Origin of the sequence: Actinoallomurus vinaceus (assembly GCF_039542055.1) — a bacterium.
In the GTDB taxonomy this organism is placed as follows: domain Bacteria; phylum Actinomycetota; class Actinomycetes; order Streptosporangiales; family Streptosporangiaceae; genus Actinoallomurus; species Actinoallomurus vinaceus.
In genome coordinates this window covers 541438-565955 of sequence record NZ_BAABHK010000006.1, presented here as the reverse complement: position 1 = coordinate 565955, position 24518 = coordinate 541438, and the positions used below count along the sequence as shown (strand labels likewise).

Here is a 24518-nt window from a genome sequence, read left to right as displayed (position 1 = left end):
CGGTCACTTCCGCTCCAGCGCGGCCAGCCGCAGCTCAAGCTGGTCAACCCGGTGCCGTAGCAGGGTGACCTGGGCTTCCAGGCTGACTTCCCGTTCCGCCCTCCGCTGAATGCGCGGTGACGCGGCGGCGCGCTCGATCACCGCATCCAACGGGACCAGGCGCTGCGGCCCGTTCGGGCCGTCCACCAGCCGGGACTGGATCTCGCCATTGCGGTACCAGGACCGCAGGGCCGAGCGGGAAACGCCGGTCTCGGCTTCCGCCTTGGCCAGCGTGACCCAGGGTGTCTCGTCCAGCTGCTCGAACAGCTCCAGCTCGTTCTGCCAGCGCGCGAGCCGGTCCTCCCAGTCCGACGGTGTCTCCATCACACCCTCCCTTCAGCATGGTGACCATATCAATAGCAGTGTATTGACATGGTTGAGAGCATGGAAGCATGCCATTCGAAAGATTCACGGTGGAAGCCCGCAAGGTGGTCGTCACGGCTCAGGAGGAGGCGAGGCTGCTCAAGCACAACTACATCGGCACGGAGCACATCCTGTTGGGGCTGTTCGACGTGCCGGACAGCACGGCGGCGAAAGTTCTGCACCAGCTCGGATACGACAAGGAGACGGCGCAGGTCGATATCGCCGCGGTGGTCAAGCCCGGCACGGACGAGCTGAGCGGCCATATCCCGTTCACGCCGAACGCGAAGAAGACGCTGGACCTCGCCCTGCGCGAGGCGCTGCGGCTGCACCACACGTACGTCGGTACGGAACACATCCTGCTCGCCCTGGTCAGGGAACGTGAGGGCGTCGGCGCGAAGGTGCTCGCCGAGCGGATCAATCCGATCAGCAAGATCCGTGCTGCGGTGCTGGCGTCATTGGAGGGATCGCAGGACGTCGCGGCCGGCCCATGGCCGGCCGGCACACCTGCCACCGAGGACACCGTGTCCACCGCCACCGCGCTGGCCGGTGGCGCACCGGTCGGCAGCCATCACCTGCTTGAGGCGATGCTGCGGGCGGAGAACAGCATGGCGGCCAGGGTGCTGCGCGAACTCGGGGTCGCCCCGGACGCGGTCGCCGCCAAAATCGACGAACTGGATCCGGAGACGACCACCGACGCGAACCCGGAGGAGGCCGCCGCGCGCAAGATGGAAATCCGGCTGGTCGACGATGAGGTGCACCTGATCCTGCGGGACCCGGCAACGGTCACGATCGCCAAGAAGGTCACCGAGCTGTCCAACGGCCCGATCCAGGGCGTCGGGCCGGTCGCCGGCATGTTCGTCCCGCTCTGGCGGTCGACCAACCAGCTGCTGCTGCAGATCCAGCGCGTGCTGGAACCGGAACCCGAAGAAGAGGGCGGATCCGCCGCGAGCAACGTGGCCAAGGTCGTACGCACGATGCTCGCGCCTCGGCTCCGCCGGCGAACCGGCTGATCAGCGGGCCGGAAACGCAGAGTCTGGTTGCGGGCGGCGGCCAGGCGGCCTTCGAAAGTGTTGGCGCCCTCGCCGCCGTCCCCGGCCCACTATCGTGCGTTCCGTAGCTTGAGGATGTATGTCGCGGTAAGCGCAACGGCACGGTCCTCGTCATGTGACAGATCTGCGAGGGCACGTGACGTCGTGATCCCGGGGATATCCGCGAGCACCTCTGTCAGCCGTCGACGTGCAGACGATTCAATGGTGCCCTGGGCGAGGCAGTCGACGAGCCTGGTGGCGATCTGATCCGCCAACGCGGGATCACCCGCCAGCGCGCTCAGTGCATCGGCCGCATCGGCGTCGTTCGTCTCCTCGACGATCATGTCGATGAGCGTCGGGACCGCGTCGGCCACTCCACGCGCCCCGAGCGCCAGAGCCGCACACCTGCGGACCACGATGTCGGAGTTCGTGAGGGCGTCCTGCAGCAGTGCGGTCGCCTCACCGTTCGGAATCTCGGCGATGGACTGGACGGCGCGTTTCCGCACCTCGGCTACTGGTGAGCCGAGGCCCTCCGCCAGCAGCGCCAATCCGTCATCGCCCGACTGCGCGAGGGCCCATCGAAGGGCTCCGGCGACGTTCGGGTCCGTCTCGCTCAACACCGCCTCGACCAGAGCTTCCACTGGCAGCGAAACCTCTTCGACTGAGGACAAGGCCGCGCGCTGGCGCTTCCCAGCACTCTCCGACCCCAAGGCCTGGAGGAGTGCGACGATCTGGAGGACGTCCTCCCAGTCGGCGGGTGCCGCGGCACCGATCCGACGGAGTCGCGTGAGCAGCTCCGTCTCACCCGCAATGCGTTCTCGCGTCTGGCGGATGAGGTCGTCGACGAGCTCCGAGGGCTTGAAGCCGGGATCATCCAGCGCGCACCCGACTTCACGCAGCGACAGCCCCAATGACCGCAGGCTCTCGATATGGAAGATTCGCCGGATGTCCTCGCTGGAGTACTCCCGATAGCCGGCCCCGGTACGACCCGTTGGCCGCACCAGGCCGAGCGACTCGTAATGCCTCAGCATGCGGGCGCTGACCCCGGACCGTCGTGCCACATCACCGATCAACACTGCCTGTCACCCCTCCTGGCTGGTCGTGCCGAGGGCCACGAGGCGCTTCGCCTCCTCGATCGCGAACTCGAATCCGGCATCCGGGTTGCGCAACAGCCGTTCCGTGGCGATCGCGTGCTGACGCACGCGCGGGTCGAGATCCGTCATCGCGGCGCGCAGGGTCGGCATGATCACCTCACCGAGCGCGATCAGCGCCCGGCTAAGGCTCAACTGCGTCTCACGCTCGCCGCGGCCGAGCTGTGTCGCCAACGCTCCGGCCAACTCGGGTTCTTCACCTTCGGGCACGAGTACGACCGCTGCTCGCCACGCGCTCCGCGCCACCTCGTCGTCGGCGTCGGTCAGAAGCGCCCGTGTGATCGCCGGCCACGCCTGCCGATCCCCGATCTTGGACAGCGTGTGCAACGCCTGGCTTCGTGCCTGCGCACGCTCCGAGCGGAGTTCATCGATGAGCTTCGGGACCGTCATCGATGATGAGTGGCGGGTGAGTGCCCACGTAAGCATCTCACGCACGAAGAATTCAGGCTCGATCGCGCATCGTTCGATCAACTTGTCGACGAACCTCGGGTCCGAGGTCGTGCCGACCGCCATCGCTGCCTGCAGCCGCACCGACGAGCTGCTGTTCTCCAGCCCTTGGAGAACGGCAGCTCGCATCGTGTTCGTGTCCTCTTGCGGCATGGTCATCGGGACCACCTCCTCGGCTGCAGTGAAGACCTTGTCACTGTGTCAAGGTCAAGCGCACGCCGTGAGATGGCCCAGTACCCTCTGCCCACCGAGTCAAGGTTCGACCGGAACGGACGACTCGATCATTCTGCTCGCCTTGGAGGCCGACCATGCCCGCCGATCCCCCGTCGAGTCACCGGGCCATCGAGAACCTGATCGCACGCTACGCCGAACTCGTGGACGACGGGGACTTCGCCGGGCTGGACAGCCTGCTCGCCGACGCGACCTTCGTGGGAAGCTCGGCGCGGGTAAGCGGCCGCGGCGAGATCGAGAAACTGTTCCGGGACACGCTGATCGTCTACGACGACGGCACCCCGCGGACCCAGCACGTCACCACCAACCTCGCCATCGAGGTCGACGAAGAGACCGGCACCGCGACCGCGCGATCGTACGTCACCGTGTTGCAAGCGCTGCCTGATCTGCCGCTGCGGCCCATCGCCGCCGGCCGATATCAGGACCGCTTCGAGCGCCGCGACGGCCGGTGGCGATTCGTAGAGCGCCGTGTCCGGATCAACCTCGTCGGCGATGTCAGTCGCCATCTCCGCCAGGCAGCCCCACCGGCGTAGCGCTTCCGACAACTTCGTCCCCGACGGGATCGTCGACCGGTTGCGCCTGCTCGGCGCGGCGTCCGCGCATGTGGACCGGCCGGCCGAGCTCGCTGAGCTCGGCCGGCCGGTCCGATTCGCGCTCTGCCTGACGCACGACCGGGAGGAGTCCGCTTTCAAGGTGTACGGGTCCACGGCGCTCGGCCTTCTCTACTGAGCCGGCTCGGCCGTGTATCGCCGCGCCATAGAGGCTGCGGGTCACAGGCTGCGGGCGGTGATGTCGCCGTTGGAGGTGGTGGCGCGGATGTCCAGGTCGGCGGTGCCGTCGTTCTTCAGGGCGTTGTGGACGCGGCCGTGGCTGGTGCCGGCGTCCAGGGCGGCCGAGACGCCGGCGGCGGCGGTGACCGAGATGTCGCCGGACTGGGTGACCAGCGTGAGGGTGCCGCCCGTGGCCTCGGCGATCCGGATGTCACCCCGTGCGGTGCTGATCTGGCTGGGGCCGCCGAGGCGGCCGACCTCGACGTCGCCGTCGGTCGCGGTGAGGCGGAGGTTCGCGGCCTCGTCGATCTTGATCTGGCGGTACGCGCCGTCGAAGGCGACATCGCCGAGCCGTCCCACCGCCCGCAGCTCGGTACTGGCCGCCTTGGCCTCGACCCGGGACCCGGTCGGCAGCTGGATGGTCACCTCGACGGCCCCCGACGGGCCGAAGTACTCGTTCTTCGCCGAGGCCTGGATCCGCAGGACACCGTCGCCGTAGGTGACCGTGGTCTGCTCCGCCGCCTTCACATCACGGCCCTTGGAGGCGTTGGCGGGCAGGACCTCGACCGTGGTGTCGGCCCGGTCGCCGGCGAGGAAGGTGACGCGCCCCGCGGGGATGTCCAGGACGGCGGCGATCGGGGCGGGGGTGTCGAACTTCCACGGGTCAGCCCACCCGACAGGCGTCGGAACAAGATCGCGAAGCGCTGAAAGAAAAGTCGCTCATCCGGCCACTACATACCGAGGGTGATCGTCACGGGAACGCGGGCGACTCCATCGGCCATGCGAGGTGCCATGACCGTCCGGGAACCCGATCGCCCCTATCGGGAGATAAGTGCTGACACACCACCGGCGTCACGGGAGGGTCTCATGACCGGAGCGGGGTCGACCATGCGAGGCCAGAGCGGCCACCCCACGGCGGGGAGCCGCTGGCACGCCGGACGAGCAGGGCGAGCGATCCTCACGGCCGTCTCGGCGACCGTGGCGGCCCTCTGGGCCAGGACGTCGGGCTTCCCCGCATGGGTGGCTGACCCACACGGCGATGTCTGGATCGTCCGCCGATGTTGGACGGCCTGGCGGCCGCGGTACCGGGCCCGCGCACTGCCGGCGGTCCGAGCCTCCCGGGCGGCCGGCGCTCCCAGCCGACGGCGGGCCGCCTCCGCCATGGCGTTCTCCGCCGTCCGGTTCGGCCGGTCCCTCCTGCTGAGCGCGGTGTTCCTCGGCGAATGGACGCTGTGCCTCCTGCTGTCCCCGCTGTCGCTCGGAGTGCGCGTGCTCGCACATCGCGGGTGGCCGGTGTACGTGGAGCGGCTCGGCAGGTCGCCTCGTGTCTGGAAGGCGTACCTGCCGGATGCGCGCTCGGCCGCGCAGGCCGTCGCCGACGCGTTGGAGGACGTGCGCAACGTCGGCGAGCCCGATCGCCTGTGGCGGCACGTGCGGCACCCGTAACAGGAGATCCGCCGGCGATCCGGCGCTGACGGACGGGAGATCCGCCGGCGGCCCGGCGCTGACGGTTGGGGATGCGCCGGTGATCCGGCGCGCAGTGGCATGCCGCCGCAGGTCGATGGCACCGGCGTCGGTCCTTGCCGCTTCAAGGAATCAGGAGGATTTCGGTGACGACAGAGCAGCCGCGGCTCATGCGGGCCGGCCAGGCGATGGCGATCGCCACGATGGTCTCTCGGGCGACGGGATTCGTCCGGACACTCGCACTGGTCATGGCGCTCGGGCTGGGCACCCGGCTCCTCGACGTCTACACGATCGCGAACGTCACGCCGAACGTCATCTACGAGCTGGTCCTCGGCGGGGCGCTGGCCAGCGTCGTCGTGCCGCTGCTGGTCCGTGCCGCCGCCGACGACGGCGACGGTGACCTGTTCGCCCAGCGATTGCTGTCATTGGTCGTCTACGGTCTCGCGGCGGTCGTGATGGCGACCATCGTGGCCGCGCCGTACATCGTCGACTTCTACGCTCCGGGCTTCAACGCGGCCCAGCGGCATGTGGCGATCGTCTTCACCCGCTACTTCATGCCGCAGATCCTGTTCTACGGGGTGAGCGCCACACTGGCCGCGGTGCTGAACGCCCGGAACCGGTTCGCCTCGCCGATGTGGGCACCGGTGGCCAACAATCTGATCGTCATCGCCACCGCGCTGGCCTTTCTGCTGCTCGGGGGCGACGGACGGCTGGACTCGCTGACGCAGGAACAAACGTTGCTGCTGTCGATCGGCACCAGCGCCGGAGTCGCGGCCCAGATGGTCATCCTCGCGGTGGCGAGCCGGGGGGCCGGATTCCCGCTGCGACTGCGTGCCGATCTCCGCGGCATCGGCGTCCGCCGGATCGCCGCGATGGCCGGCTGGACCCTGCTGTCCGTGGTCGCCGCCCAGGCATCCTTCACACTGGTCACCCGCCTGACCTCCAAGGCCGGCCCGGGCGCGGTCAGCGTCTACACCAACGCCTACACGCTGTTCCAGCTTCCGTACGCCGTCATCGCGGTGACCGTGATCACGGGGATTCTGCCCAGGATGAGCAGGGCGGCGGCGGAGAACCGGCTTACCGACGTGATCTCCGATCTGTCGCGAAGCCTGCGACTGACCGCCGCGATGCTCGCGCCGGTCGCCGCGGGGCTCATCGTCCTGGGGCCGCGCCTGACCACGCTGCTCTTCGACCATGGGAACGCCTCGCCGGCCGCGGCCCGCCTGACGGGCTCGGTCCTGGCCGCCTACGGGCTCGCGCTGGTGCCGTTCGCCGGCTACCAGATCGCGCTGCGCGTCTTCTACGCCCTCGGCGACACCCGTACTCCGGCGTTGGCGAGCGTCGGGGTGTCCATGGGCTTCGCCGCCACCTCCACGGTCGCGGCGCGGTTCTTCCACGGCCCGGACCTGGTCATCGCGCTGGCCGCCTGCAACACCCTGACCTACGCCGCCGGCTTCGCGCTGACCGTTCACGTGCTCCGCCGCAAGATCGGCCGGATCGACGGGCACCGCATCCTGAACACCCTCACCCGGATCCTGGCCGCCGCCTCGGTCGCCGGAGTCGCCGCCGCCGTCACCGTCCACGCCCTCGCCCCCGCCGGAACCGCCGGTTCGCTCCTCGCCATCGTCACGGTCTCCGCGATGCTGGCCGGTCTGTTCACGCTCGGCGCACGGGTGCTCCGCATCAGCGAGCTCAACGCACTGACCGCGGCGCTACGGCGCACGAGCCACTGACCGGCACGAATCCTGGGCGTACGGTGCTGTCAGGTTGTGGACATGCCTTCGGACCGCCGGCTGCGGACCACCTTCGACAGCGCGGCCTCGCACTATCAGCAGGCACGACCGGACTACCCGGCCGAGCTGTACTCCGACCTGCTCTCGCTCACGGGGATCGAACCGCCCGCGCGGCTCCTCGAAGTCGGGTGCGGACCGGGGAAGGCCACGCTGCCGCTGGCGGACAGGGGTTTTCGGATCACGGCGGTCGAGCTCGGCGGCGCGCTGGCGGCGGAGGCACGGCACCGGCTCGCCGAGTTTCCCGGCGTCTCCGTGATCACCTCGTCGTTCGAGGACTGGAGTCCGCCGGCGGGCGCCCTTTTCGACCTCGTCTACGCGGCCACCGCCTGGAAGTGGGTGGACCCGGAGGTCAGGTGCGCGAAGGCGGCCGCACTCCTCCCCCAGGGCGGCCATCTGGCCGTGTGGAACGCCGAGCACGCCTTCCCCGCGGACTTCGACCCGTTCTTCACCGAGATCCAGCAGGTCTACGACGAGCTCGGCGAAGGCGACGGCTCCCCGTGGCCGCCGCCCCGGCCCGAGGATCAGCCCGACCCCATCGCCGCCGAGTTCGAGGCGTCCGGGCACTTCACCGTCGCCGGGACACGGCGGTACGTGTGGGCCCGGCGCTACACCGCGGAGCAGTACATCGCGCTGCTGGACACCTTCTCCGGCCACATCGCCATGGAGCCGGCCAGACGCGACCACCTCTACCGCGAGGTACGCCGCCGGATCGCCGCCCGCGCGGACGGACGGCTCACCCGCCACTGGTCGTCCGTCCTCACCGTCGGCCGGCGCCTATGACGCGCGGGAGCGTGACGCCGCATCTTCGGTCACGACGCCCCGATCCGCGGTGACCGGGAGCGGGCCGCCCGCGGTCGGGGCGGGCCGGTCGTCTCGTACGGGACGGACGACGCCGATGATCACCAGGGCGCCGACGGTGATGAGACAGAGCCAGGCGAAGCTGTCGCCGATCAGGTCGTAGACCGTGGTGCCACCGTGCGTCGGCACGTACGCCACGGTCGTCTGCTGAGCGGTCGCGAAGTAGTCCGTGGTGGCCAGGACGCGTCCCTGCCGGTCGAAGGTGGCGGACACGCCCTCCGAGTCCTGGCGCACGAGCGCGTACCCGCCTTCGACGGCGCGCAGCGCGGCCTTCTCGGTGTGCGCGCTTCCGTACTGCCGCCAGTCGTGGGAGGGCACGAGCATGATGTCCGCGCGCACCCGCATCAGGTCGGGAAAGTCGGCGTCGTAGCAGATGACGTTCGCGATCCGGCCGTACGGGGTGTCGACGACCGGCACGCGCCCGTCGCCGGGGGTGAACGGCTCCGAGCCGGGGATCGGATGGGCCTTCTGGTAGGTCCACAGAACCTTTCCGTCGGGACCGATGAGGACCGTCTCGTCGCGCCCGTAGGCCGGCGCGGTCGTGCTGTACACGCCCAGGCCGATCTCCAGATAGATCCTCGACCTTCGGGCCTCGTCCTGCGCCGCCGCGATGGCGGAGTGCTCATCGGCCTCGAGCGTCTTGACCGCCTCTTCGGGCCAGATCACGATCTTGGCTCCGGCCTGGGCCTCCCGGCGTGTGGCGGTGAGCAGGTCGTCCTGCACGGCCCTCATGGCGGGCTCGACCGCGGAGGGAGGCGCGGCGGCGATCTCGCGCCGTCCACCGGGAATCCGCCCGATCGCCGCCTGCTGGGCCTCGGTCACGTCCCGGCCGGGGCTGACGCCGGCGATCCGGACCGTCGCGCTCCCCGCGGGGGAGAAGGCGAGCCGGGCTCCGCCGCCGAGGATGACGATGGACAGCACGGTCCCGTACACGATGCCGCTGCGGGCCGACCGCCACGACGGGCTCTCCCAGAAGCGGTTGACGGCACTGGCGGACCAGGCGATCAGGAATCCGATCCCGTACGACCCGGTGATCGATGTGACCTGAAGCAGTGGCAGGTCGCCGTACTGGGTGACCGTCAGGGAGCCGTAGGCCGTGCCGAACGGTGACACCAGCGTGATGAGGAATTCCGATCCGGCGACCGCCGCCGGAAATGTCAGTATCGACATCCAGGGGCGCAATCGGCCCACGAGCAGCCGGTCGAGAAGGAACGGCAGCATCTGCAGTGTGCCGAGCCCGATCGCTCCCGCGATGATGACGGGGTTGAACCCCATATCGGATTCGAATATCCAGAAGACCGCCGCGGCGACGTTCACCAGCAGGATCCATACCGCGCCCGACCAGGCACGGCCGGTGCGGACGAAACGCAGCAGCAGGACCGGGAAGATCCAGGCGGCGAGGGGGATGTCCCAACGGCCACCGACCGCGAACAGCATCGCCGCGGCGCCGAGGGCCAGCAGCGAATATCGCACCCATGCCGGCGCCGGACGCCGTTCGTCGTCCATTTTCTCATCGGTCCTTTCGGGGCGGGAATCATCCGCGGGATGACGTCGGTTCGGAGAATTCGTGGAACGCATTCGAACCTAGAAGAGCCGGTACGCGCCCCGCGTCGTCCGTATCGCCGATCTCTCGGCGGTCCGCGCAACTTTCGATGCGGCCCCGGGAACGAGGACGTCATCGCGCCGATCGCCTACCGTTGCCGTCGGACATGACGACTCACGTGACGGCCGGTCTGCGCGGTGCGCGCGCCTGGATCACCGGCAGACCATGGCTGACCGACATCGCGCTCGGCGGCGGGCTCACCGTGTTCGACGTGGTGACGCTGCTGGGCAGGACACCGACGCCGAGCGCGGCCGGACTGGCGCTCTGGGGGCTGCAGACCGTTCCGCTGTTCTGGCGGCGACGCCGCCCCCGCCTGGTGCTGGCGGCGATGACCGTGGGCTTCGTCCTCTTCGCGGTGATCGACCCGGTGCCGGGAAAGACGCCGGGGCCCTACTTCCTGATCTTCGCCGTGTTCGCACTGGCCCGGTGCGCCCCGGCGACGGTGAGCGTGCCGGGGACGCTGCTGTCCCTCGCCGCCGCGGTGACGGCGGACCTGCTCAGCGGCCGATCCGGGCCGCTCCGGCTCGACTCACTCGAACCGACCACCGCGACGGCCTTCGTCGCGTTCCTGTCCGTCGCCTGGCTCCTCGGATACGGGGCACGACGGATCGACCTCGGCACCCGCCGGCTCCGGGACCTCAACGACCGGCTCCGCGCGCAGCAGGAGATCAACGCGCGTCAGGCCGTCGTCACCGAACGGGCCCGCATCGCCCGCGACCTCCACGACGTCGTCGCGCACCACGTCAGCGCGATCGCCGTGCAGGCGCGCTCCGCCGAGGACGTGCTGCAGGACGATCCGCGGCTCGCGCTGCAGGGCGTGACGCGCATCGCCGAGACCGCCGACGTCGCCCTCGTCGAGATGCGCCGCATCCTCGGCCTGCTCGCCGCCCAGCGTGAGGATCCCGGCCCCGAGCCCTCCCTTCGGCACGTCGACCGGCTCTTCGATGCGACGGAGGCGACGGGCTGCCGCGTTGCCGCGACGCTCGGGCCGTCGATCGACGCGGTTCCGTCCGCCGTCCAGGTCTCGGCCTACCGGATCCTGCAGGAGGCGCTGACGAACGTGATCAAGCACGCCGGGCCCACCGACGTCCAGGTCGCCCTGCGCGCCGCCGACGCCGCGCTGACCGTCGAGGTGGAGAACGGGCCGGCCGCCGCGGTCCACCGGCCCGTACCCGGCTCCGGCCGAGGGCTGATGGGCGTCCGCGAACGCGTCCTGGCCTTCGGCGGCGCCCTGGAGGCCGGTCCGCGACCGGACGGCGGATGGCGGGTCCACGCCACGCTCCCATTCCAGGGGGCCCGATGACGATCCGGGTGCTCCTCGCCGACGACCAGGAGATGGTCCGGGCGGCGCTCCGTGCCGTCATCGACCGCCGCGAGGACCTGTGCGTCGTCGGTGAGGCCGCCGACGGCGGGCAGGCCGTCGACGCGGCGTTCCGCCTGCGGCCCGACGTCGTGGTGATGGACGTCCGCATGCCCGGCATGACCGGCGTCGAGGCCACCCGCCGGATCCTCACCGGATGGCCGCCCCCCGACCCGCCGCCCCGCGTCCTCGTGCTCACCACCTTCGACCTGGACGAGTACGTGCACTCGGCGCTGCGCGCCGGCGCGTACGGCTTCCTGCTGAAGAACAGCCCGCCCGACCAGCTCGCGCACGCGATCCGCGTCGTCGCCGGCGGCGAGGCCATGCTCGCCCCGAGCGTCACCCAGCGGCTCATCACGACGTTCGCCGGGTTGCCCCTCGGCCTCCTCCCCGGCGCGCCGGCGTCCGCACCGGGGAATCGCGGGCTCATCGACTCGCTCACCGAACGCGAGCTGGAGGTCCTCATCCTCGTCGCGCGGGGGCTGTCCAACCTGCAGATCGCCGACGCGCTCGGGCTGACACAGGCCAACGTGAAGAGCCGCGTCAACCGCATCCTCACCCGCCTCGGCCTGGACAACCGCGTCCAGGCCGCGATCCTCGCGTACGAGGCGGGTCTGCTCCCGCCGCGCGAGGAGACGTAAGTGCCCAGTATTACAAAAAGGCCCGGTGCGGCGAGGATGGCGTCATGGCCGATCTCGCGAAGCAGCACCGGCCGGCCGTACGGCCGGTGGCATCGGATGACCTCGCCTGGCTGCGGGAGGTGTTCACCGAGCGCTGGGGAGGCGTGATCTCGGTGAGCCGCGGCGTCGCCCATGACACGACCGCGCTTCCCGCCTTCGTGGCCCTCCTCGACGGGGACCGTGCGGGGGTGGCCACGTACCGGGTGGACGGGCGGGAGTGTGAGCTCGTCACGCTCGACTCCGTACGGGAGGGCGTCGGCGTCGGCACCGCGCTCGTCGACGCGGTGGCCGGGGTCGCCCGCGCGGCGGGGGCGGTCCGGCTGTGGCTCGTGACGACCAACGACAACCTGCGGGCGCTGCGCTTCTACCAGCGGTACGGGTTCGACCTCGTCGCCGTGCACCGGGACGCCGTCGCCCGGTCTCGCGCGGTGAAGCCGTCGATCCCCGAGGTCGGCCTGGACGGCATCCCGATCCGTCATGAGCTGGAGCTCGAACTCCCGCTCCACCGCTGAGCGTCAGAGCGGCTCGCGGTACCAGCGGCGGTGCACCCACGGCTCCACCAGGAGGACACCGACGGCCGCCGTGACGGCCGCCGCCCAGATGAGCCAGTCCCGGGAGCCGAGGCCGGCGGCCGCCACGGCCGCCGCCACCACGGCGGGGCGGGCGAGGGTGAGCGGCCCGAGCCCGACCAGGATCATGAACGTGCTCTCGCGGAGAGGCAGCAGCCAGTAGGCGACGAGCGAGAGGATCACGACCGCGGCAAAGGGCGCCAGCACGGCGAGCATCCTCGTCCCGGCCTCGACCAGGTCCCGATACCGGTGTCCCTCCCCCGCCGCTCCGGTCAACGACACGACGGCGGTGACGGCGAGGCCTGGCACCGACACGGCGGCGCCCCGCCGGGCCGCCGCCAGGGCGTAGTCCCGTTTGCGGATCCGCGCGTTACGGCCCGTCGCCGCGCGGAATCCGGCGAAGGCCCCGTCGACGACGGCCAGGCCGGCCAGCAGTACGGGGACCGTGACGGCCGGGGCCGGTAGCCACGTCACCGGCCGGCCCCTTCCGGACCACCGTCGGCGCCATCCCGTACGCGACCGGCCGCCTCCCGTACGCGACCGGCCGCCTCCCGTACGCCACCGGCCCCCTCCCGTACGCCGTCGGCCCCGACGAGGCCGCGGGCCCGCCGGCCGAGCGCCCGCCGCACGTCTTCGACCAGCTCGGGCCGTATCCCGACGACGGGCCGCATCGAGGCGCAGAAGGGGTTCGTATGCCGGATCGGCTCGAACAGGAAGACGCGCATCCCGGTCGTCTGCGACGCGGCGTCCAGGAGCACCGGGTCCCCGTGCGCCCGTTTCGCCGAGGCGACCCCGTCGTGCCGGCCCAGCGGCTCGCGCATCCGGGCGCGATGGAACACCCGTGCTCCGAGCGGAGCCAGGCGGGTCGCCGCGATGTCGTAGTGCACGAACCCGGCGGTGCCCGGCCGGTCCTGGGCCTGGAAGAACCCGGCCAGCGACTCGGCGGGGAAGTGATGCAGGATTCCGCTGGAGATGTAGAGCGTCGCCGGCTCGGTGAGGTCGAAGGCGTCACCGCGGACGAACCGGCAGGTCAGCCCCTCGTCCTTGGCGAGCCTCGCGGCCTCGGCGACGAGGACGGGGTTGAAGTCGACCCCGACGAGCTCGACGTCGCCGCCGAGTTCGCCCGACGCGGCCAGGGCCCGCGTGACGTACCCGATGCCGCACCCGACGTCGACGATCCGCAGCGGCGAGGCTCCGGCCCGGCGCGCGGCGGCGACCAGCGGCGCCAGCAGTTCGGCGAACCGCCGCGCCATGTGCAGCTCCTCTCCGAGCCGCTGCAGCTCGGTGTGGACCCGCACGAACAACCGGTCCACCGCAGCGGGCTCCAGGAGCTCCCCCGAGGCGGGCATCCGCTCGACGATCCGTACGGCGCGCCGATGGCCCGCCTCGCGCAGCCGCGCGATGACCTCGCGCTTGACGATCGGCGCACGTTCCCCGGTCACCGGGTCCCATGCGCCGATCAGGTCGGAGATCTCCAGGACGGGCATGCCCAGACCATAGCCCGCGGGAGGTCCGTCGGGTCCGGCGCCGGCGCCCCCGTCGAGGACGAGGTCGTGGCCGACCCTCAAGCCCGGCTTCACGTGCTCCCGCCGCGCGAGGAGACGTAGCGCCCCCGTCAAGCGGGGCCGAGCCAGCCGTACCGGTGGGCGTGCCAGCCCAGCTGGATGCGGGTGCTGACCTCGGCCAGGTCCATGAGGCGCCGGACCGTGCGCTGGACCGAGCGGTGGCCGACGCCGAGATGCATGGCGATCGCCTGGTCGGTCATCCCGGTCAGCAGCAGGGAAAGGACCAGGCGTTCCTCATCGGACAGCGGGGAGTCGGCGGGCATGACGGCCAGGCCGAGCGACAACGGCACCGACTGCGACCAGATCAACTCGTAGAAGCCGAGCAGCGCCTCCAGCAGGGTGCTGCGGTGCACCAGCATGGTGCCGGGCGGTCCGGTCTCGGCGTACACCGTGGACAGCACGGCCAGTTCACGGTCGACGATGATGAGCTTCATCGGAACCCGGTCGTGCACCCGCCACTCGTCCTCGGCGTGCGCGTGGGTGCGCGCGGACTCCAACGCACCCGGTGTCTCGAAGATCCTGCGGTCATAGACGGTGCGGTTCGCACCGGACACCCGCACCTGGATCTGCGCGTCCTCGTCGTCCACGGTGATGGCCACGAACGGTGGTGCGACCAGCGCGAGCATCTCCCGTCGGGCACCCCGCAGCATGCCGGTCACCCGCTGCCGCACCGCGTCCGGTTCCTTGATCACCTCCACCACCTCGGTCACGGCACGCAGCGCGGAACCCTGCCGGTACGCCGTGACGAGTTCGGCCAGCCCGGCCTCGGCCCGGACCAGGGCCTCGCGCTGCTGGTTCAGTAGCGCCTGCCCGGCGATGGTGGGCGGAGCCGCGACGTAGCGGACGGGATCGGCGCCGGCAGAGGTCACCAGGCCCCGGCGTGCCAACGCGGCCAGCGCGGCGGTCACCTCGGGGACGGGGCGATCAAGCTCCGCCGCGATCGTGGCCGCGGTCGCCGACGGAACGGTGATCAGGTAGCGGTAGGCGGCGTCCTCGTCGGCGGTACCGCCAAGATCGGTCAACACGCGGCAACCCACCCGTCACCAGGATGAAAGGTGCTGCCGTGGCGCGTTTGCGCCTCGGCGCAAACATCCGCACGACACGCCGATCATGCTACCGACCCCGGTGTAACGCTTGCGCTTGCTTGAACCCCCCTCATCGGAGGTCCCCCCAGTGCGACGGAGACTCCTGAGCGCCGCAACCGCCACCGCGGTCGCCGCGGCGCTGCTCGGCATCCCATCCATCGGCCCGGCGGCCGCGGGGCCGGCCAAGTCGAGTGCCGTGGACAAAGCCGCCCATGGCCCCACGATCACGTTGCTGACCGGCGACACAGTACGGCTGGACAAGGCCCCGGACGGTACCCAGACCGCCACCGTGGTCAAGGATGTCGGCCCGCAGGGCGACATCGTCTTCCAGCAGATGAACGGCGGCCTGTACGCGCTGAACGGCCAGGTCGTCCGGCTCATCGGCCAGGGCAGGCTCGACCGTGAGCTGTTCGACCTGACCCGCCTGGCCAAGGACGGGTACGACGACGCGCACACCGATCAGCTGCCCGTCATCACGACCTATCGGCCAGGCCACGTCGCGGCCAAGGCGGCGCCGCGCTGGATGGCGAAACAGCGTGCGCTGCCGAGCGTACGAGCCCAGGCCCAGGCGGTGCGCAAGGCCGACGCCGCCACGGCGCTGGCCGACCTGACCCGGTCGGGCAGCGATGTGCAGAAGGTCTGGCTGGACGGCAAGGCCCACGCCTCGCTGGACGTCAGCGTCCCCGCCGTCGGCGCCCCCGCCGCCTGGGCCGCCGGCTACACCGGCAAGGGTGTGAAGGTCGCCGTCCTGGACACGGGCATCGACGCCGCGCATCCGGACTTCGCCGGCCGGATCGTGGCCCGGCGCAGCTTCGTCCCGGGTGACGCCGACGACGTACACGACAAGTACGGTCACGGCACGCACGTGACGTCGATTCTGGCCGGCACGGGCGCGGCGTCGGGCGGCAAGTACCGCGGCGTGGCGCCGGACGCGGACCTGGTGATCGGCAAGGTCCTCGACGACCAGGGATCCGGCACCGACTCGGAGATCATCGCGGGTATGGAATGGGCGGCCGGCCAGGGCGCCAAGGTCGTCAGCATGAGCATCGGCAGCATCCCCACCGACGGCACCGACCCGCTGGCTCAGGCGGTGAACCGGATCTCCGACGCCAGCGGGACGCTGTTCGTGATCGCCGCCGGCAACAACGGCCAGTCCGAGGCGACGCTGGTCGACTCGCCGGGAAGCGCGGACCGGGCGCTGACCGTCGGGTCGGTGGACAAGCGCGGCACGCATGACCTGTCCTACTTCAGCAGCGCCGGACCGCGGATCGGCGACAGAGCCGTCAAACCGGAGATCACCGCGCCGGGCTCCGACATCGTCGCCGCCCGGGCCACCGGCGGCATCATCGGCGATCCGGTCGACGCGCACTACACGCAGATGTCCGGCACCTCGATGGCGACCCCGCACGTGGCCGGCGGCGCCGTGCTGCTGGCCCAGGAGCACCCGGACTGGACCCGTGACCAGTTGAAGGACGCGCTGGTCAGCGCGGCGGACCCGGGCAACCTCCCGAACACCCCGGTGACCTGGCAGGGCGGTGGCATGCTCGACCTCAAGCAGTCCACCGCGGGCGGTCTGGTCGCCACCGGCACGCTCAACATCGGCATGATCGCGCCGCCGTATCCGGCGACGGCCACCGGCACGGTCACCTTCCGCAACCCGGGCGGCACGGCGGTGCACGCCGGCCTCGGGCTCGACCTGTTCGGCATGGACAAGAAGCTGATGAAGGCCACGGCCTTCGATCCGGGCGACAAGGTGACCGTTTCGCCGTCCGCCGTGGACGTGCCGGCGGGCGGCACCGCGACCGCCACCGTCACCGTACGTCTGGCCGACCTCGCCGTCGGCTCGTACTACGGCTACCTGCGGGCCGGCGTCGAGGGCGGGGACGCGGTGCGGACCACGATCGGTTTCACCAAGGACCCGCAGCGGGCCAGGCTGACCGTGCGCGGCATCGACCGTAACGGCGTGCCCGAGACCACCACCAGCTACTCCTGGGTCAACCTGATGGACCTGGAGACCGGGCAGGTCTGGCCCGGCTGGTTCGAGAACGGCGTGGCCAACTTCGACCTGCTCGGCCCCGACCCCCGGATCCCGGTCGGCAGGTACGCGGTGCTGGGCAACATCGCCGGGTTCCCCGTCGATCCGCCGTACTGGCACACGTCGGAGACCGTCGGCGGTGACCCGGAGCTGAACCTCACCAAGGACACCACGATCAACATCGACGCGCGCCTGGGCAAGCCGGTCCGGTTCAAGACGCACCTGCCGGCCGAGCAGCCGGGTGACCAGGCGTTGACGATGGAGTGGAGACGGGTGGTCGGACCCGACGGCTACCAACTGGGCATGTTGCGCCAGTCCATCGGCGCCAGGGCGGAGCTGTACGTGATCCCCGGTGGCGGCGACACCACGACGGGGACGTTCACCATGGACATCGGGGCCACACTCGTGGCGCCGACGCTGACCATGGCCGCGCACGGTCACGGCGCACCCCGCGTCCTCCATGCCCGGTACGCCCACGAAGGCGACCGCTGCACCGACTACCTGCCGTGCGTGGCGCCGTTCCGCTCGCCCGGCGCCTATGCGGTGGTCGACGCCGGCAACGGAACACCCGACGAACTGGCCACCGCGAAGGTGAACGGCCGGGTCGCGCTCGTGCACGAGGTTGCACCGGACCTCAACAATCTGCCGAGCGTCGACAAGGTCACCGCGAACGCCGCCGCCGCCGGCGCGGCCGGAGTACTGATCGCGATCGGCGACGCCGGCCCGGCCTGGCGTACCGCGGTCGACCACACGGCGACCCCGGTGGCGGTGCTCACCCGCGTCGAGGGCGAGCAGCTCACCAAGGCCGTCAAGACCGGTCCGGTCACCATCACCACGGGCGGTCAGGCGATCAGCCCGTACATGTACAACCTGAGCGAGCACCTGACCAAGCGGTTGCCGGACGACCCGACGTTCGCGGCCAACCCCAAGACCCTGGCCACCGTCACGGCCCGGTACCACGGCGACACCCCCGGCCGGATCTACAGCGTCATCGGACGCGCCGGGGGCGTCACCACACGGGTCAAGGCACCGTACGTCCGTACCGAGTACGTCTCGCCGGGCGATCAAGGCCGGTATCCCTGGCTCAGTTACCTCCACAATTTCTGGACCGACGAGAGCAGCCTCTTCCCTGTGACCCTCGTGGCCGGGCGGCACGTGACCGCCGACTACGGGACGGGCCCGATCGCCCCCGGCCGGGGCAGCAGCATGAACGCGTCGTGGAGCGGCCCGGAGTACGGCGGCTTCATCGGTTTCAGCAACCTGAGCCTCTTCCCGATCGGAACGGGTCAGCGGTATCTGCACCAGTACGGGAACGAGCCGCTCCACCTCCGCATCCTGCACAACGGCCAGGTGGTGTGCGACCAGACGAATTCCCGGTCGTGCCCCATCTCCACCGCCGACCCCGGCCGCTACCGGCTGGAGCTGGACGCCACCAACGTCCAGCGCGACACCTCCACGTCCACCCATACCGTCTGGGAGGTCAATGCCGCGTTCGGCAACGGGAGCGCACCCCTGCCCATGTTGTCCTTCGGGTACGACGTCCCGCTGGATCTGCTGAACTCGGTGGCCGGCGGCTCCAGGTACACCGCGAGGATCAACACCGCCTATCAGGCCGCATACACCGCCGGTCGCGGGCCGTTCACCGTGCAGGCCTGGGTCAGCCATGACGGCGGCAGGACCTGGACCGGCCTGGGCAGCCGCACCACCGACAAGGCCGGCGATGCCAGGTTCGGCATCAGGACCCCGAAGGGGGCCAAGGCGGTGACGCTGCGGGTCAAGGCCACCGACGCCGACGGCAACTCGGTGGACCAGACGATCAACGACGCCTGGCACGTCCGCTGAACCGACGGAACGACCTGAGGGGGGCCGGCAGGCCCCCCTCAGCCCTGTGCCGAAAGGCTCGAACCCTTCGGGTCAGGCGCTGGCGCCCCCGTCGATGACCAGGTCGTGGCCGACCGTGAAGCCCGCTTCCGGCGAGGCGAGCCAGAGCACCGCGGCGGCGGCCTCGGCGAGGGTCCCGGCCCGGCCGATCGGCAGCGCGTCCTTGAGCCGTTCGGCGCGGTCGGCCTCGGCCTCGCCGGGCCGCAGGGACATGGACGTCTCGACGGGCCCGGGGCTGATGGCGTTGATGCGGATGCCCTCCCCGATGTACTCCCTGGCCGCGGCGCGGGTCAGCGCGCTCACCGCCGCCTTCGTGGCCGCGTACGCGCCGAGGTACGGGATTCGCAGGTGCGCGCCGATGTTGGACGCGGTGTTGACGATGACGCCGCCGCCGTTGGCGCGCATGTGGGCGATCTCGTGTCGCATGCAGAGGAAGACGCCGGTCAGGTTGACGGCGAGCTGGTGGTCCCAGGCGGCCTCGTCCAGGTCGGCGAGCGGGCCGGGCGCGAGGACGCCCGCGTTGTTGAAGGCGATGTGCAGGCCGCCGTGGCGTTCGACGGTGGTCGCGACGAGCCGGGCGACGTCCTCGGAGGAGGAGACGTCGGCCGGCACCGCGCTCGCCCGGCCGCCTTCGGCCTCGATCAGCGTCACGGCCTGGTCGAGCGGCTCGGCCTGACGCCCGGCGACCACCACGGTCGCGCCCTCCCGGGCGAACGCGAGCGCGGTCGCCCGGCCGATTCCGGAGCCTCCGCCGGTGACGAGGGCCACCTTGCCGGTGAAACGAGACATTCCGTGTTCTCCTTTGCTTACTCGGTACGGCGCGGGAGCGCCGCGTAGACCGCGGTGGTCAGAAGGGCGACGGCGGCGACGCGCAGCGCGTACGCGTAGCCGCTCGCCGGGTCGGGCGAGTGGGCGGTGGCCAGGGAGACGAGCACCGCCAGGCCGATGGGCGGGCCGATCTCCATCGCCGTGTTCACCAGGCCGCCCGCCAGGCCGGTCTGGTCCTCGCGCACGCCGTGCATCGCGGCGAGCAGGGCGGCGGAGAACGTCGTCCCGGCGCCGAAGGGGAAGACGAGCAGCCCGGCGTACGGCACGTCGAGGAGGCTGAGCAGGACGAGACCGGCGGCGGACGTGGCCAGTCCCAGCGCCAGGACGCGGCGGGCCCCGAGGGAGGAGACGAGCCGCCCGGCGATGGGGCCGGAGGCGAGGAGGGCCGGCGCGGGCAGCAGGAAGACGGCCGACGTCCGCAGCGGCGACAGGCCGCGTACCTGCTGCAGATGGAGGGAGAGCATGAAGAACGCCGTGGCCATGGACGCCGCGCAGAGCGTGACGGCGAGCACCGGCAGCAGGCGTCCGCGCAGGAACGGCAACGGCAGCAGCGGGGCCGGTGCCCGCCGCTCGACCAGGGCGAACAGCGCGAGGAGCAGGACGCCGGCCAGGGCGGCGCGGCCGGAGCGCTCCAGCCCGTAGATCAGCGCGGCCAGGCCGGTGGTCGCCAGCACGGCACCGGGCCAGTCGACGCGCCTCTCGGCCGGGGGACGATCGGCGGGGAACAGTCTCCACGCCGCGCTCGCCGCGATGGCCGAGACCGCCACCGGTGCGACGAACACCCACCGCCAGGAGACCCAGCCGATCACCACGCCGGACAGCACCGTTCCCGCGGTGGCGCCGGCGCTACTCAGCACGCCCCAGACCGCCATGGCCCGCGCTCGCCGCCGGGGCTCGGGGATGACCGCGCCCACCAGGGCCAATGCCGCAGGCGCCGTCAGTGCCGCGCCGACGCCCTGGGCGAACCGGGCGAGCAGCAGCAGGCCGGCCCAGGGCGCCAGACCGGCGGCGGCCGAGGCGACACCGAACACCGCCGTGCCGGCGACGAAGATCCTCCTGCGCCCCCAGGCGTCGGCCAGCCGTCCGCCCAGGAGCAACAGGCCGCCGAAGGCCAGGCCGTAGGCGGACATGACCAGCACCATCCCGGCGTCGTCCATCCGCAGGTCCCGCCGGATGGCGGGCAGCGCCACGGTGATCACGGTGATCGTCGCGATCAGCGTGACCTGCACGGCTCCGAGCAGCGCGAAGGCGATCACAGGTCTATTAAGACCAATCGTTCTTGTTTCAGGCCGCGCGGTGCCCGACGTTGTCCTCGTGGTCACGGCCGAACCCTAGTCATTTCTAGATCAATCGGTCAAATATCTGGGGGCGGTGCCTGATCGGCGCCGGGAAATCGGATGGCGCGCCGTGCGGGCACCGTGGAACGATCCTCCGATGCCCGAGAACACGCGAGATCGCCGCCTGGCCGCGCTGCGAGCCTGCGACCGGATCCTCTCCGGGGTACGGCCCGCGACCATGCGGGAGCGACTCGCCGACCTGGAGGCGGCCGGGGATCTGGACGCGCTGCCCGACTTCTACGGCGACGGCCCGGTGACCACATTGGAGGAGCGCGTCGCCGAGATCCTGGGCACCGAGGCCGCCGTCTTCTTCCCCACCGGAACGATGGCCCAGCAGGTGGCGCTGCGGTACGGCGCCGACCGTACCGGGAACCCGACGGTCGCCCTCCATCCGCTCGGCCACCAGGAGCTGCACGAACGCCACGCGTACTCGTGGTTGAGCGGGCTGCGCGCCGTCTGGCCGACGGCCGAGCCCCGCAACCCCACGGCAGAGGAGATCACCGCGCTCGCCGAGCCGGCGAGCACCGTCGTGATCGAGCTCCCGCTCCGCGACGCCGGGTTCGTCCTGCCCACCTGGGACGAGCTGGCCGCCCTGGCGGCGGCCGCGCGCGGCGCCGGCGCGCGCGTGCACTTCGACGGCGCTCGGATCTGGGAGTCCGCGCCGTACCTCGGGCACTCCTTCGAAGAGATCGCCGGGCTGGCCGACAGCACGTACGTCTCGTTCTACAAGACGCTGGGCGGCCTCAGCGGAGCGGCGCTCGCGGGCACCGGGGAGCTCGCCTCGTACGCTCGCGCCTGGCGGCATCGCTTCGGCGGCCAGGTGTTCCAGCAGTGGCCCGCCGCCCTCACCGCGATCTCCGGCCTCGACCGCGAGCTGCCGCGCATCCCGGAGTACGTACGGCATGCGCGGACGGTCGCCGCCGCCCTGGCCGCACTGCCCGGCGCGCGAGTGTTCCCGGAGCCGCCGCACGTCCACCGGTTCCGCCTGTGGCTGCCCCATCCGGCCCGGGCGCTGAACGACGCGGCGCTGGTGCTGGCCGAGGAGGAGAAGGTGTGGTTCGCCTCCGGGTGGCAGGACACGGAGATCCCCGGGGTCGCCATGGCCGAGATCACCGCTGCGGCCCCGGCCCTCGACTGGACGGCGGCGGACGTCACCGAGATCGGCGGACGTCTCATCGAACGCGCCGCCGGCTACTGAGGACCACCGCCCTCGGGCCGCTCGCCACCGAGGGTGACGAGGTGACGTGATCTTTGCCGGTCGGCCCCGGCGCAGATTTCTCGCTTGACCTCGGTTTACGCCCTCATGGATGACGGGTACTCACAGTAACGAGATCGCAACGCCACGTGATGGGATCGCTGGGGATACTCCGGGCCCCGCCCATCGTCTGCGATTCGAGGAGGGCCGGCATGACCGTACGACACCGGCGGGTGTTTTCCCCCCACCCGTGCAGGGCGAGAGCGTACGGCACCCGGCCCTCCAAGTCCTCCGGCGTGGATGCCGTACGCCCCCACGGCGTCCGCGTCGAACCGGCCGGGCCGGCGGTGTTCCCGAGTTTCGCCGCCGGCCCGGCACCCCATCCGCCGACACGGCACGCGCGAAAGGAGCATGGATGACCTGACGCCTGAAACCCTCTCGACTCGAAACGGTCCCACTGGCCCGCGGCGAACCATACGACGCCGCGGGCCAGTGCCGTGGTCACAGTTTCATGCGCCAGGTCTGCTCTTTCGTCTCCGGCCCAAAGCCGTCGTACGGCTCCTCCGCGGCCAGTTCGAACCCGGCGCGCTCGTAGAGGCGGCGGGCGTCCGTCAGGGTGTCCTGGGTCCACAGGACGATCTCGTCGTACCCCGACCGGCGGGCGAACCTGACGCACTCCTCGACGAGCCGGCCTCCCACGCCGTGACCGCGCGCGGACGGCTCGACCAGGAGCAGGCGAAGCCGCGCGACCCGCTCGCTCTCCCGTACGCAGAAGATGGTTCCGACCGGCTCGCCGTCGATCTCCGCGATCCACGCGTTGTCGCCGGGTCCGTGGTGCTCGCCGTACTCGGCGACGATGCGGGCGACGAGCACCTCGAAGGACGTGTTGAAGCCGTACTCCGCGGCGTACAGGGCGCCGTGCCGCTGGATCACCCAGCCGAGGTCGCCGGGGCCGAGCGGCCGCAGCACGTACGACGCGGGCCGCGGGCGCTCCCCCAGCAGTCCCTCGATCACGCCCATCGCGCCCAGCAGCCGGCGCTGGTCCTCTTCGGTGAGCCCGGACAGTTTCTGGTCGATCTGGGCCGCCGACCGGGCGTCCAGGTCCTGGAACGCCTCGCGGCCGCGCTCGGTGAGCCGGGCCATCTGCCGCCGGGCGTCGTCCTCGGCGCGTCCGCGGACGATGAGCCCGTCGGTCTCGAAGCGGGACAGCATGCGGCTGAGGTAGCCGGCGTCCAGGTCGAGCGACCGGCGCAGGTCGGCGACCTCGCAGGCGTCCCGGCGGGCGAGCTCGAAGATCACCCTGGCCTCGGTGAGGGAGTACGGCGTCTGGAGCAGACCCTCGTTCAGCACGCCGATGACGGAGGTGTAGAAGCGATTGAACGCGCGGACGGCGGCGACGCGGTCCGACGGCACGACAGTATTCATTGACCACCTCAACGATTAAGTTGACGCAGTCAAAGATAACCCCGCAGAGTCGTACGGTCCAAACGTGATCGAAAGATCAGACCCCGGCGGCGTCCGTGCGCCGCGCCGGGGCGGTCTGCTCGCGCAGCTCGGCCACGACCCGCCGCTCGATGTAGAAGGTCAGGAACGGAATGATCCCGGCCAGCACGACCAGCACCATCTTGCTCAGCGGCCAGCGGACCCGGCGGTAGAGGTCGAAGGTGGTCAGCAGGTAGAGCGGGTAGCACACCATGCCGTGCGGGATGCCGACGGCGGTGGACAGCACGCCGTTGTGCGCGAACAGCTTCAGCGGCACCGCGACGAAGCACAGCACGATCAGCAGCACGCCGGTCACGTACGCCATGACGCGATAGCGGGTCACCGCTCCTTGCACGGGTCGTCCCTCCGTGAAGCCCGCGCCGTCAGGGGCGCGACGCCTCGTCGTTCAGCCGGGCGAGGCGGCGGTTGTAGGCCACCAGCTCCTCGTCCTCCTCGTCGTCGATGTCATCGAGCCGGGGCGACGGCGCGGCGTTCGGCGGGGTGACCGTGCCCGGGTCGGCGTTCGTCTCGCCGCGCAGCTCGTCCCGCACCATCCGCACCCACATCGCGACCACGAAGATCGCGAACATCGGCCATTCGATGACGTACGCCCAGCTCTGCAGGTTGCCGCCCTGGGCACGCGCCAGCTGCCACCAGCCGGCCAGCATGAACACGCCGATCAGCACGATGGCGATCAGGTGGAGTCCGAGCCAGCCGGGCCGAAAGAACCGTCGCACGCATCGAGCGTACCCGC

The 24518-nt window shown here is 71.0% G+C and carries 24 protein-coding genes; 11 read left to right on the top strand and 13 right to left on the bottom strand.

Annotated features, from left to right (window positions below):
- Window positions 1–3: 3 nt before the first annotated feature.
- On the bottom strand, window positions 4–363 hold the full coding sequence (locus tag ABEA24_RS24240; protein WP_345433297.1) for a hypothetical protein: 360 nt from the start codon (window positions 361–363) through the stop codon (window positions 4–6).
- A gap of 68 nt (window positions 364–431) precedes the next feature.
- Here ABEA24_RS24240 and ABEA24_RS24235 point away from each other — a divergent pair, with 68 nt between their 5' ends.
- On the top strand, window positions 432–1412 hold the full coding sequence (locus ABEA24_RS24235; RefSeq protein WP_345433296.1) for a Clp protease N-terminal domain-containing protein: 981 nt from the start codon (window positions 432–434) through the stop codon (window positions 1410–1412).
- Between the two features lie 89 nt (window positions 1413–1501).
- On the opposite strand, the gene ABEA24_RS24230 is transcribed toward ABEA24_RS24235, so the two are convergent.
- A complete protein-coding gene (locus tag ABEA24_RS24230) occupies window positions 1502–2491 on the bottom strand; it encodes a HEAT repeat domain-containing protein (protein ID WP_345433343.1) in 990 nt (329 codons plus the stop codon).
- A 21-nt stretch (window positions 2492–2512) separates the two neighbouring features.
- A complete protein-coding gene (locus ABEA24_RS24225; RefSeq protein ID WP_345433342.1) occupies window positions 2513–3187 on the bottom strand; it encodes a HEAT repeat domain-containing protein in 675 nt (224 codons plus the stop codon).
- 149 nt (window positions 3188–3336) lie between these two features.
- Between ABEA24_RS24225 and ABEA24_RS24220 the strand changes: the two genes are divergently transcribed.
- Together ABEA24_RS24220 and ABEA24_RS24215 are read left to right on the top strand one after the other, a co-directional pair.
- Window positions 3337–3792 (top strand): nuclear transport factor 2 family protein, encoded by a 456-nt coding sequence (locus ABEA24_RS24220; RefSeq protein ID WP_345433295.1) that lies wholly within the window; start codon window positions 3337–3339, stop codon window positions 3790–3792.
- The gene (locus tag ABEA24_RS24215) at window positions 3752–3988 is read left to right on the top strand and encodes a hypothetical protein (RefSeq protein WP_345433293.1); all 237 of its coding nucleotides are present in this window, start codon (window positions 3752–3754) and stop codon (window positions 3986–3988) included. Before ABEA24_RS24220 ends, ABEA24_RS24215 begins: the two co-directional genes overlap by 41 nt.
- Window positions 3989–4029: 41 nt before the next feature.
- Here the strand turns inward: ABEA24_RS24215 and ABEA24_RS24210 are convergent, their stop codons facing one another.
- Window positions 4030–4665, bottom strand: coding sequence for a DUF4097 family beta strand repeat-containing protein (locus ABEA24_RS24210; RefSeq protein ID WP_345433341.1), 636 nt, complete (start codon window positions 4663–4665; stop codon window positions 4030–4032).
- A gap of 525 nt (window positions 4666–5190) precedes the next feature.
- On the opposite strand from ABEA24_RS24210, the gene ABEA24_RS24205 reads away from it, so the two are divergent.
- The 3 genes from ABEA24_RS24205 to ABEA24_RS24195 all read left to right on the top strand — a co-directional run bounded on the left by ABEA24_RS24205 (window position 5191) and on the right by ABEA24_RS24195 (window position 8066).
- A complete protein-coding gene (locus ABEA24_RS24205) occupies window positions 5191–5475 on the top strand; it encodes a hypothetical protein (protein ID WP_345433292.1) in 285 nt (94 codons plus the stop codon).
- Window positions 5476–5639: 164 nt separating this feature from the next.
- A complete protein-coding gene (murJ, locus tag ABEA24_RS24200; RefSeq protein ID WP_345433291.1) occupies window positions 5640–7226 on the top strand; it encodes a murein biosynthesis integral membrane protein MurJ in 1587 nt (528 codons plus the stop codon).
- Window positions 7227–7268: 42 nt separating this feature from the next.
- Window positions 7269–8066: a class I SAM-dependent methyltransferase gene (locus ABEA24_RS24195; RefSeq protein WP_345433289.1), complete on the top strand. Its 798-nt coding sequence runs from the start codon at window positions 7269–7271 to the stop codon at window positions 8064–8066.
- Here ABEA24_RS24195 and ABEA24_RS24190 read toward each other — a convergent pair.
- Complete coding sequence (locus ABEA24_RS24190) at window positions 8061–9650, bottom strand: nitrilase-related carbon-nitrogen hydrolase (protein WP_345433288.1); 1590 nt, start codon at window positions 9648–9650, stop codon at window positions 8061–8063. The two genes, ABEA24_RS24195 and ABEA24_RS24190, sit on opposite strands and share 6 nt — an antisense overlap.
- A gap of 203 nt (window positions 9651–9853) precedes the next feature.
- Between ABEA24_RS24190 and ABEA24_RS24185 the strand changes: the two genes are divergently transcribed.
- From ABEA24_RS24185 to ABEA24_RS24175, 3 genes are read left to right on the top strand one after another with little or no spacing between them, the layout of a single operon-like run.
- Window positions 9854–11050 (top strand): sensor histidine kinase, encoded by a 1197-nt coding sequence (locus ABEA24_RS24185; protein ID WP_345433287.1) that lies wholly within the window; start codon window positions 9854–9856, stop codon window positions 11048–11050.
- On the top strand, window positions 11047–11748 hold the full coding sequence (locus tag ABEA24_RS24180; protein WP_345433286.1) for a response regulator: 702 nt from the start codon (window positions 11047–11049) through the stop codon (window positions 11746–11748). Before ABEA24_RS24185 ends, ABEA24_RS24180 begins: the two co-directional genes overlap by 4 nt.
- Window positions 11749–11792: 44 nt before the next feature.
- On the top strand, window positions 11793–12299 hold the full coding sequence (locus ABEA24_RS24175; protein WP_345433285.1) for a GNAT family N-acetyltransferase: 507 nt from the start codon (window positions 11793–11795) through the stop codon (window positions 12297–12299).
- 3 nt (window positions 12300–12302) lie between these two features.
- On the opposite strand, the gene ABEA24_RS24170 is transcribed toward ABEA24_RS24175, so the two are convergent.
- The 3 genes from ABEA24_RS24170 to ABEA24_RS24160 form a co-directional block, all read right to left on the bottom strand.
- Window positions 12303–12830 carry an oxidoreductase gene (locus ABEA24_RS24170; RefSeq protein ID WP_345433284.1) on the bottom strand — a complete coding sequence of 176 codons (528 nt, stop codon included), beginning with the start codon at window positions 12828–12830 and terminating at the stop codon, window positions 12303–12305.
- The gene (locus tag ABEA24_RS24165; RefSeq protein WP_345433283.1) at window positions 12827–13843 is read right to left on the bottom strand and encodes a class I SAM-dependent methyltransferase; all 1017 of its coding nucleotides are present in this window, start codon (window positions 13841–13843) and stop codon (window positions 12827–12829) included. The genes ABEA24_RS24170 and ABEA24_RS24165 overlap by 4 nt, the downstream gene beginning before the upstream one ends.
- A gap of 128 nt (window positions 13844–13971) precedes the next feature.
- The gene (locus tag ABEA24_RS24160) at window positions 13972–14946 is read right to left on the bottom strand and encodes a helix-turn-helix domain-containing protein (RefSeq protein WP_345433282.1); all 975 of its coding nucleotides are present in this window, start codon (window positions 14944–14946) and stop codon (window positions 13972–13974) included.
- A gap of 148 nt (window positions 14947–15094) precedes the next feature.
- On the opposite strand from ABEA24_RS24160, the gene ABEA24_RS24155 reads away from it, so the two are divergent.
- Entirely contained in the window at window positions 15095–18883 is a 3789-nt protein-coding gene (locus ABEA24_RS24155) for a S8 family serine peptidase (protein WP_345433281.1), read from the top strand.
- Window positions 18884–18955: 72 nt separating this feature from the next.
- On the opposite strand, the gene ABEA24_RS24150 is transcribed toward ABEA24_RS24155, so the two are convergent.
- A complete protein-coding gene (locus ABEA24_RS24150; protein ID WP_345433280.1) occupies window positions 18956–19711 on the bottom strand; it encodes an SDR family NAD(P)-dependent oxidoreductase in 756 nt (251 codons plus the stop codon).
- A gap of 17 nt (window positions 19712–19728) precedes the next feature.
- Window positions 19729–21006: an MFS transporter gene (locus tag ABEA24_RS24145; protein ID WP_345433279.1), complete on the bottom strand. Its 1278-nt coding sequence runs from the start codon at window positions 21004–21006 to the stop codon at window positions 19729–19731.
- A gap of 178 nt (window positions 21007–21184) precedes the next feature.
- On the opposite strand from ABEA24_RS24145, the gene ABEA24_RS24140 reads away from it, so the two are divergent.
- Complete coding sequence (locus ABEA24_RS24140; protein ID WP_345433278.1) at window positions 21185–22285, top strand: threonine aldolase family protein; 1101 nt, start codon at window positions 21185–21187, stop codon at window positions 22283–22285.
- A gap of 498 nt (window positions 22286–22783) precedes the next feature.
- On the opposite strand, the gene ABEA24_RS24135 is transcribed toward ABEA24_RS24140, so the two are convergent.
- The 3 genes from ABEA24_RS24135 to ABEA24_RS24125 form a co-directional block, all read right to left on the bottom strand.
- Window positions 22784–23707, bottom strand: a complete 924-nt coding sequence (locus ABEA24_RS24135) for a bifunctional helix-turn-helix transcriptional regulator/GNAT family N-acetyltransferase (protein ID WP_345433277.1) — start codon at window positions 23705–23707, stop codon at window positions 22784–22786.
- 76 nt (window positions 23708–23783) lie between these two features.
- On the bottom strand, window positions 23784–24107 hold the full coding sequence (locus ABEA24_RS24130) for a DUF3817 domain-containing protein (RefSeq protein ID WP_345433276.1): 324 nt from the start codon (window positions 24105–24107) through the stop codon (window positions 23784–23786).
- Between the two features lie 40 nt (window positions 24108–24147).
- The gene (locus tag ABEA24_RS24125) at window positions 24148–24501 is read right to left on the bottom strand and encodes a hypothetical protein (RefSeq protein WP_345433275.1); all 354 of its coding nucleotides are present in this window, start codon (window positions 24499–24501) and stop codon (window positions 24148–24150) included.
- Window positions 24502–24518 lie beyond the last annotated feature (17 nt).

Bases quoted from the DNA above. Each gene is read 5' to 3' on its own strand.
- ABEA24_RS24240 (WP_345433297.1), bottom strand. From the start codon at position 363: ATGGAGACACCGTCGGACTGGGAGGACCGGCTCGCGCGCTGGCAGAAC.
- ABEA24_RS24235 (WP_345433296.1), top strand. From the start codon at position 432: ATGCCATTCGAAAGATTCACGGTGGAAGCCCGCAAGGTGGTCGTCACG.
- ABEA24_RS24225 (WP_345433342.1), bottom strand. From the start codon at position 3,187: ATGACCATGCCGCAAGAGGACACGAACACGATGCGAGCTGCCGTTCTC.
- ABEA24_RS24220 (WP_345433295.1), top strand. From the start codon at position 3,337: ATGCCCGCCGATCCCCCGTCGAGTCACCGGGCCATCGAGAACCTGATC.
- ABEA24_RS24215 (WP_345433293.1), top strand. From the start codon at position 3,752: ATGTCAGTCGCCATCTCCGCCAGGCAGCCCCACCGGCGTAGCGCTTCC.
- ABEA24_RS24205 (WP_345433292.1), top strand. From the start codon at position 5,191: ATGGCGTTCTCCGCCGTCCGGTTCGGCCGGTCCCTCCTGCTGAGCGCG.
- ABEA24_RS24195 (WP_345433289.1), top strand. From the start codon at position 7,269: ATGCCTTCGGACCGCCGGCTGCGGACCACCTTCGACAGCGCGGCCTCG.
- ABEA24_RS24190 (WP_345433288.1), bottom strand. From the start codon at position 9,650: ATGGACGACGAACGGCGTCCGGCGCCGGCATGGGTGCGATATTCGCTG.
- ABEA24_RS24185 (WP_345433287.1), top strand. From the start codon at position 9,854: ATGACGACTCACGTGACGGCCGGTCTGCGCGGTGCGCGCGCCTGGATC.
- ABEA24_RS24180 (WP_345433286.1), top strand. From the start codon at position 11,047: ATGACGATCCGGGTGCTCCTCGCCGACGACCAGGAGATGGTCCGGGCG.
- ABEA24_RS24175 (WP_345433285.1), top strand. From the start codon at position 11,793: ATGGCCGATCTCGCGAAGCAGCACCGGCCGGCCGTACGGCCGGTGGCA.
- ABEA24_RS24165 (WP_345433283.1), bottom strand. From the start codon at position 13,843: ATGCCCGTCCTGGAGATCTCCGACCTGATCGGCGCATGGGACCCGGTG.
- ABEA24_RS24150 (WP_345433280.1), bottom strand. From the start codon at position 19,711: ATGTCTCGTTTCACCGGCAAGGTGGCCCTCGTCACCGGCGGAGGCTCC.
- ABEA24_RS24140 (WP_345433278.1), top strand. From the start codon at position 21,185: ATGCCCGAGAACACGCGAGATCGCCGCCTGGCCGCGCTGCGAGCCTGC.
- ABEA24_RS24135 (WP_345433277.1), bottom strand. From the start codon at position 23,707: ATGAATACTGTCGTGCCGTCGGACCGCGTCGCCGCCGTCCGCGCGTTC.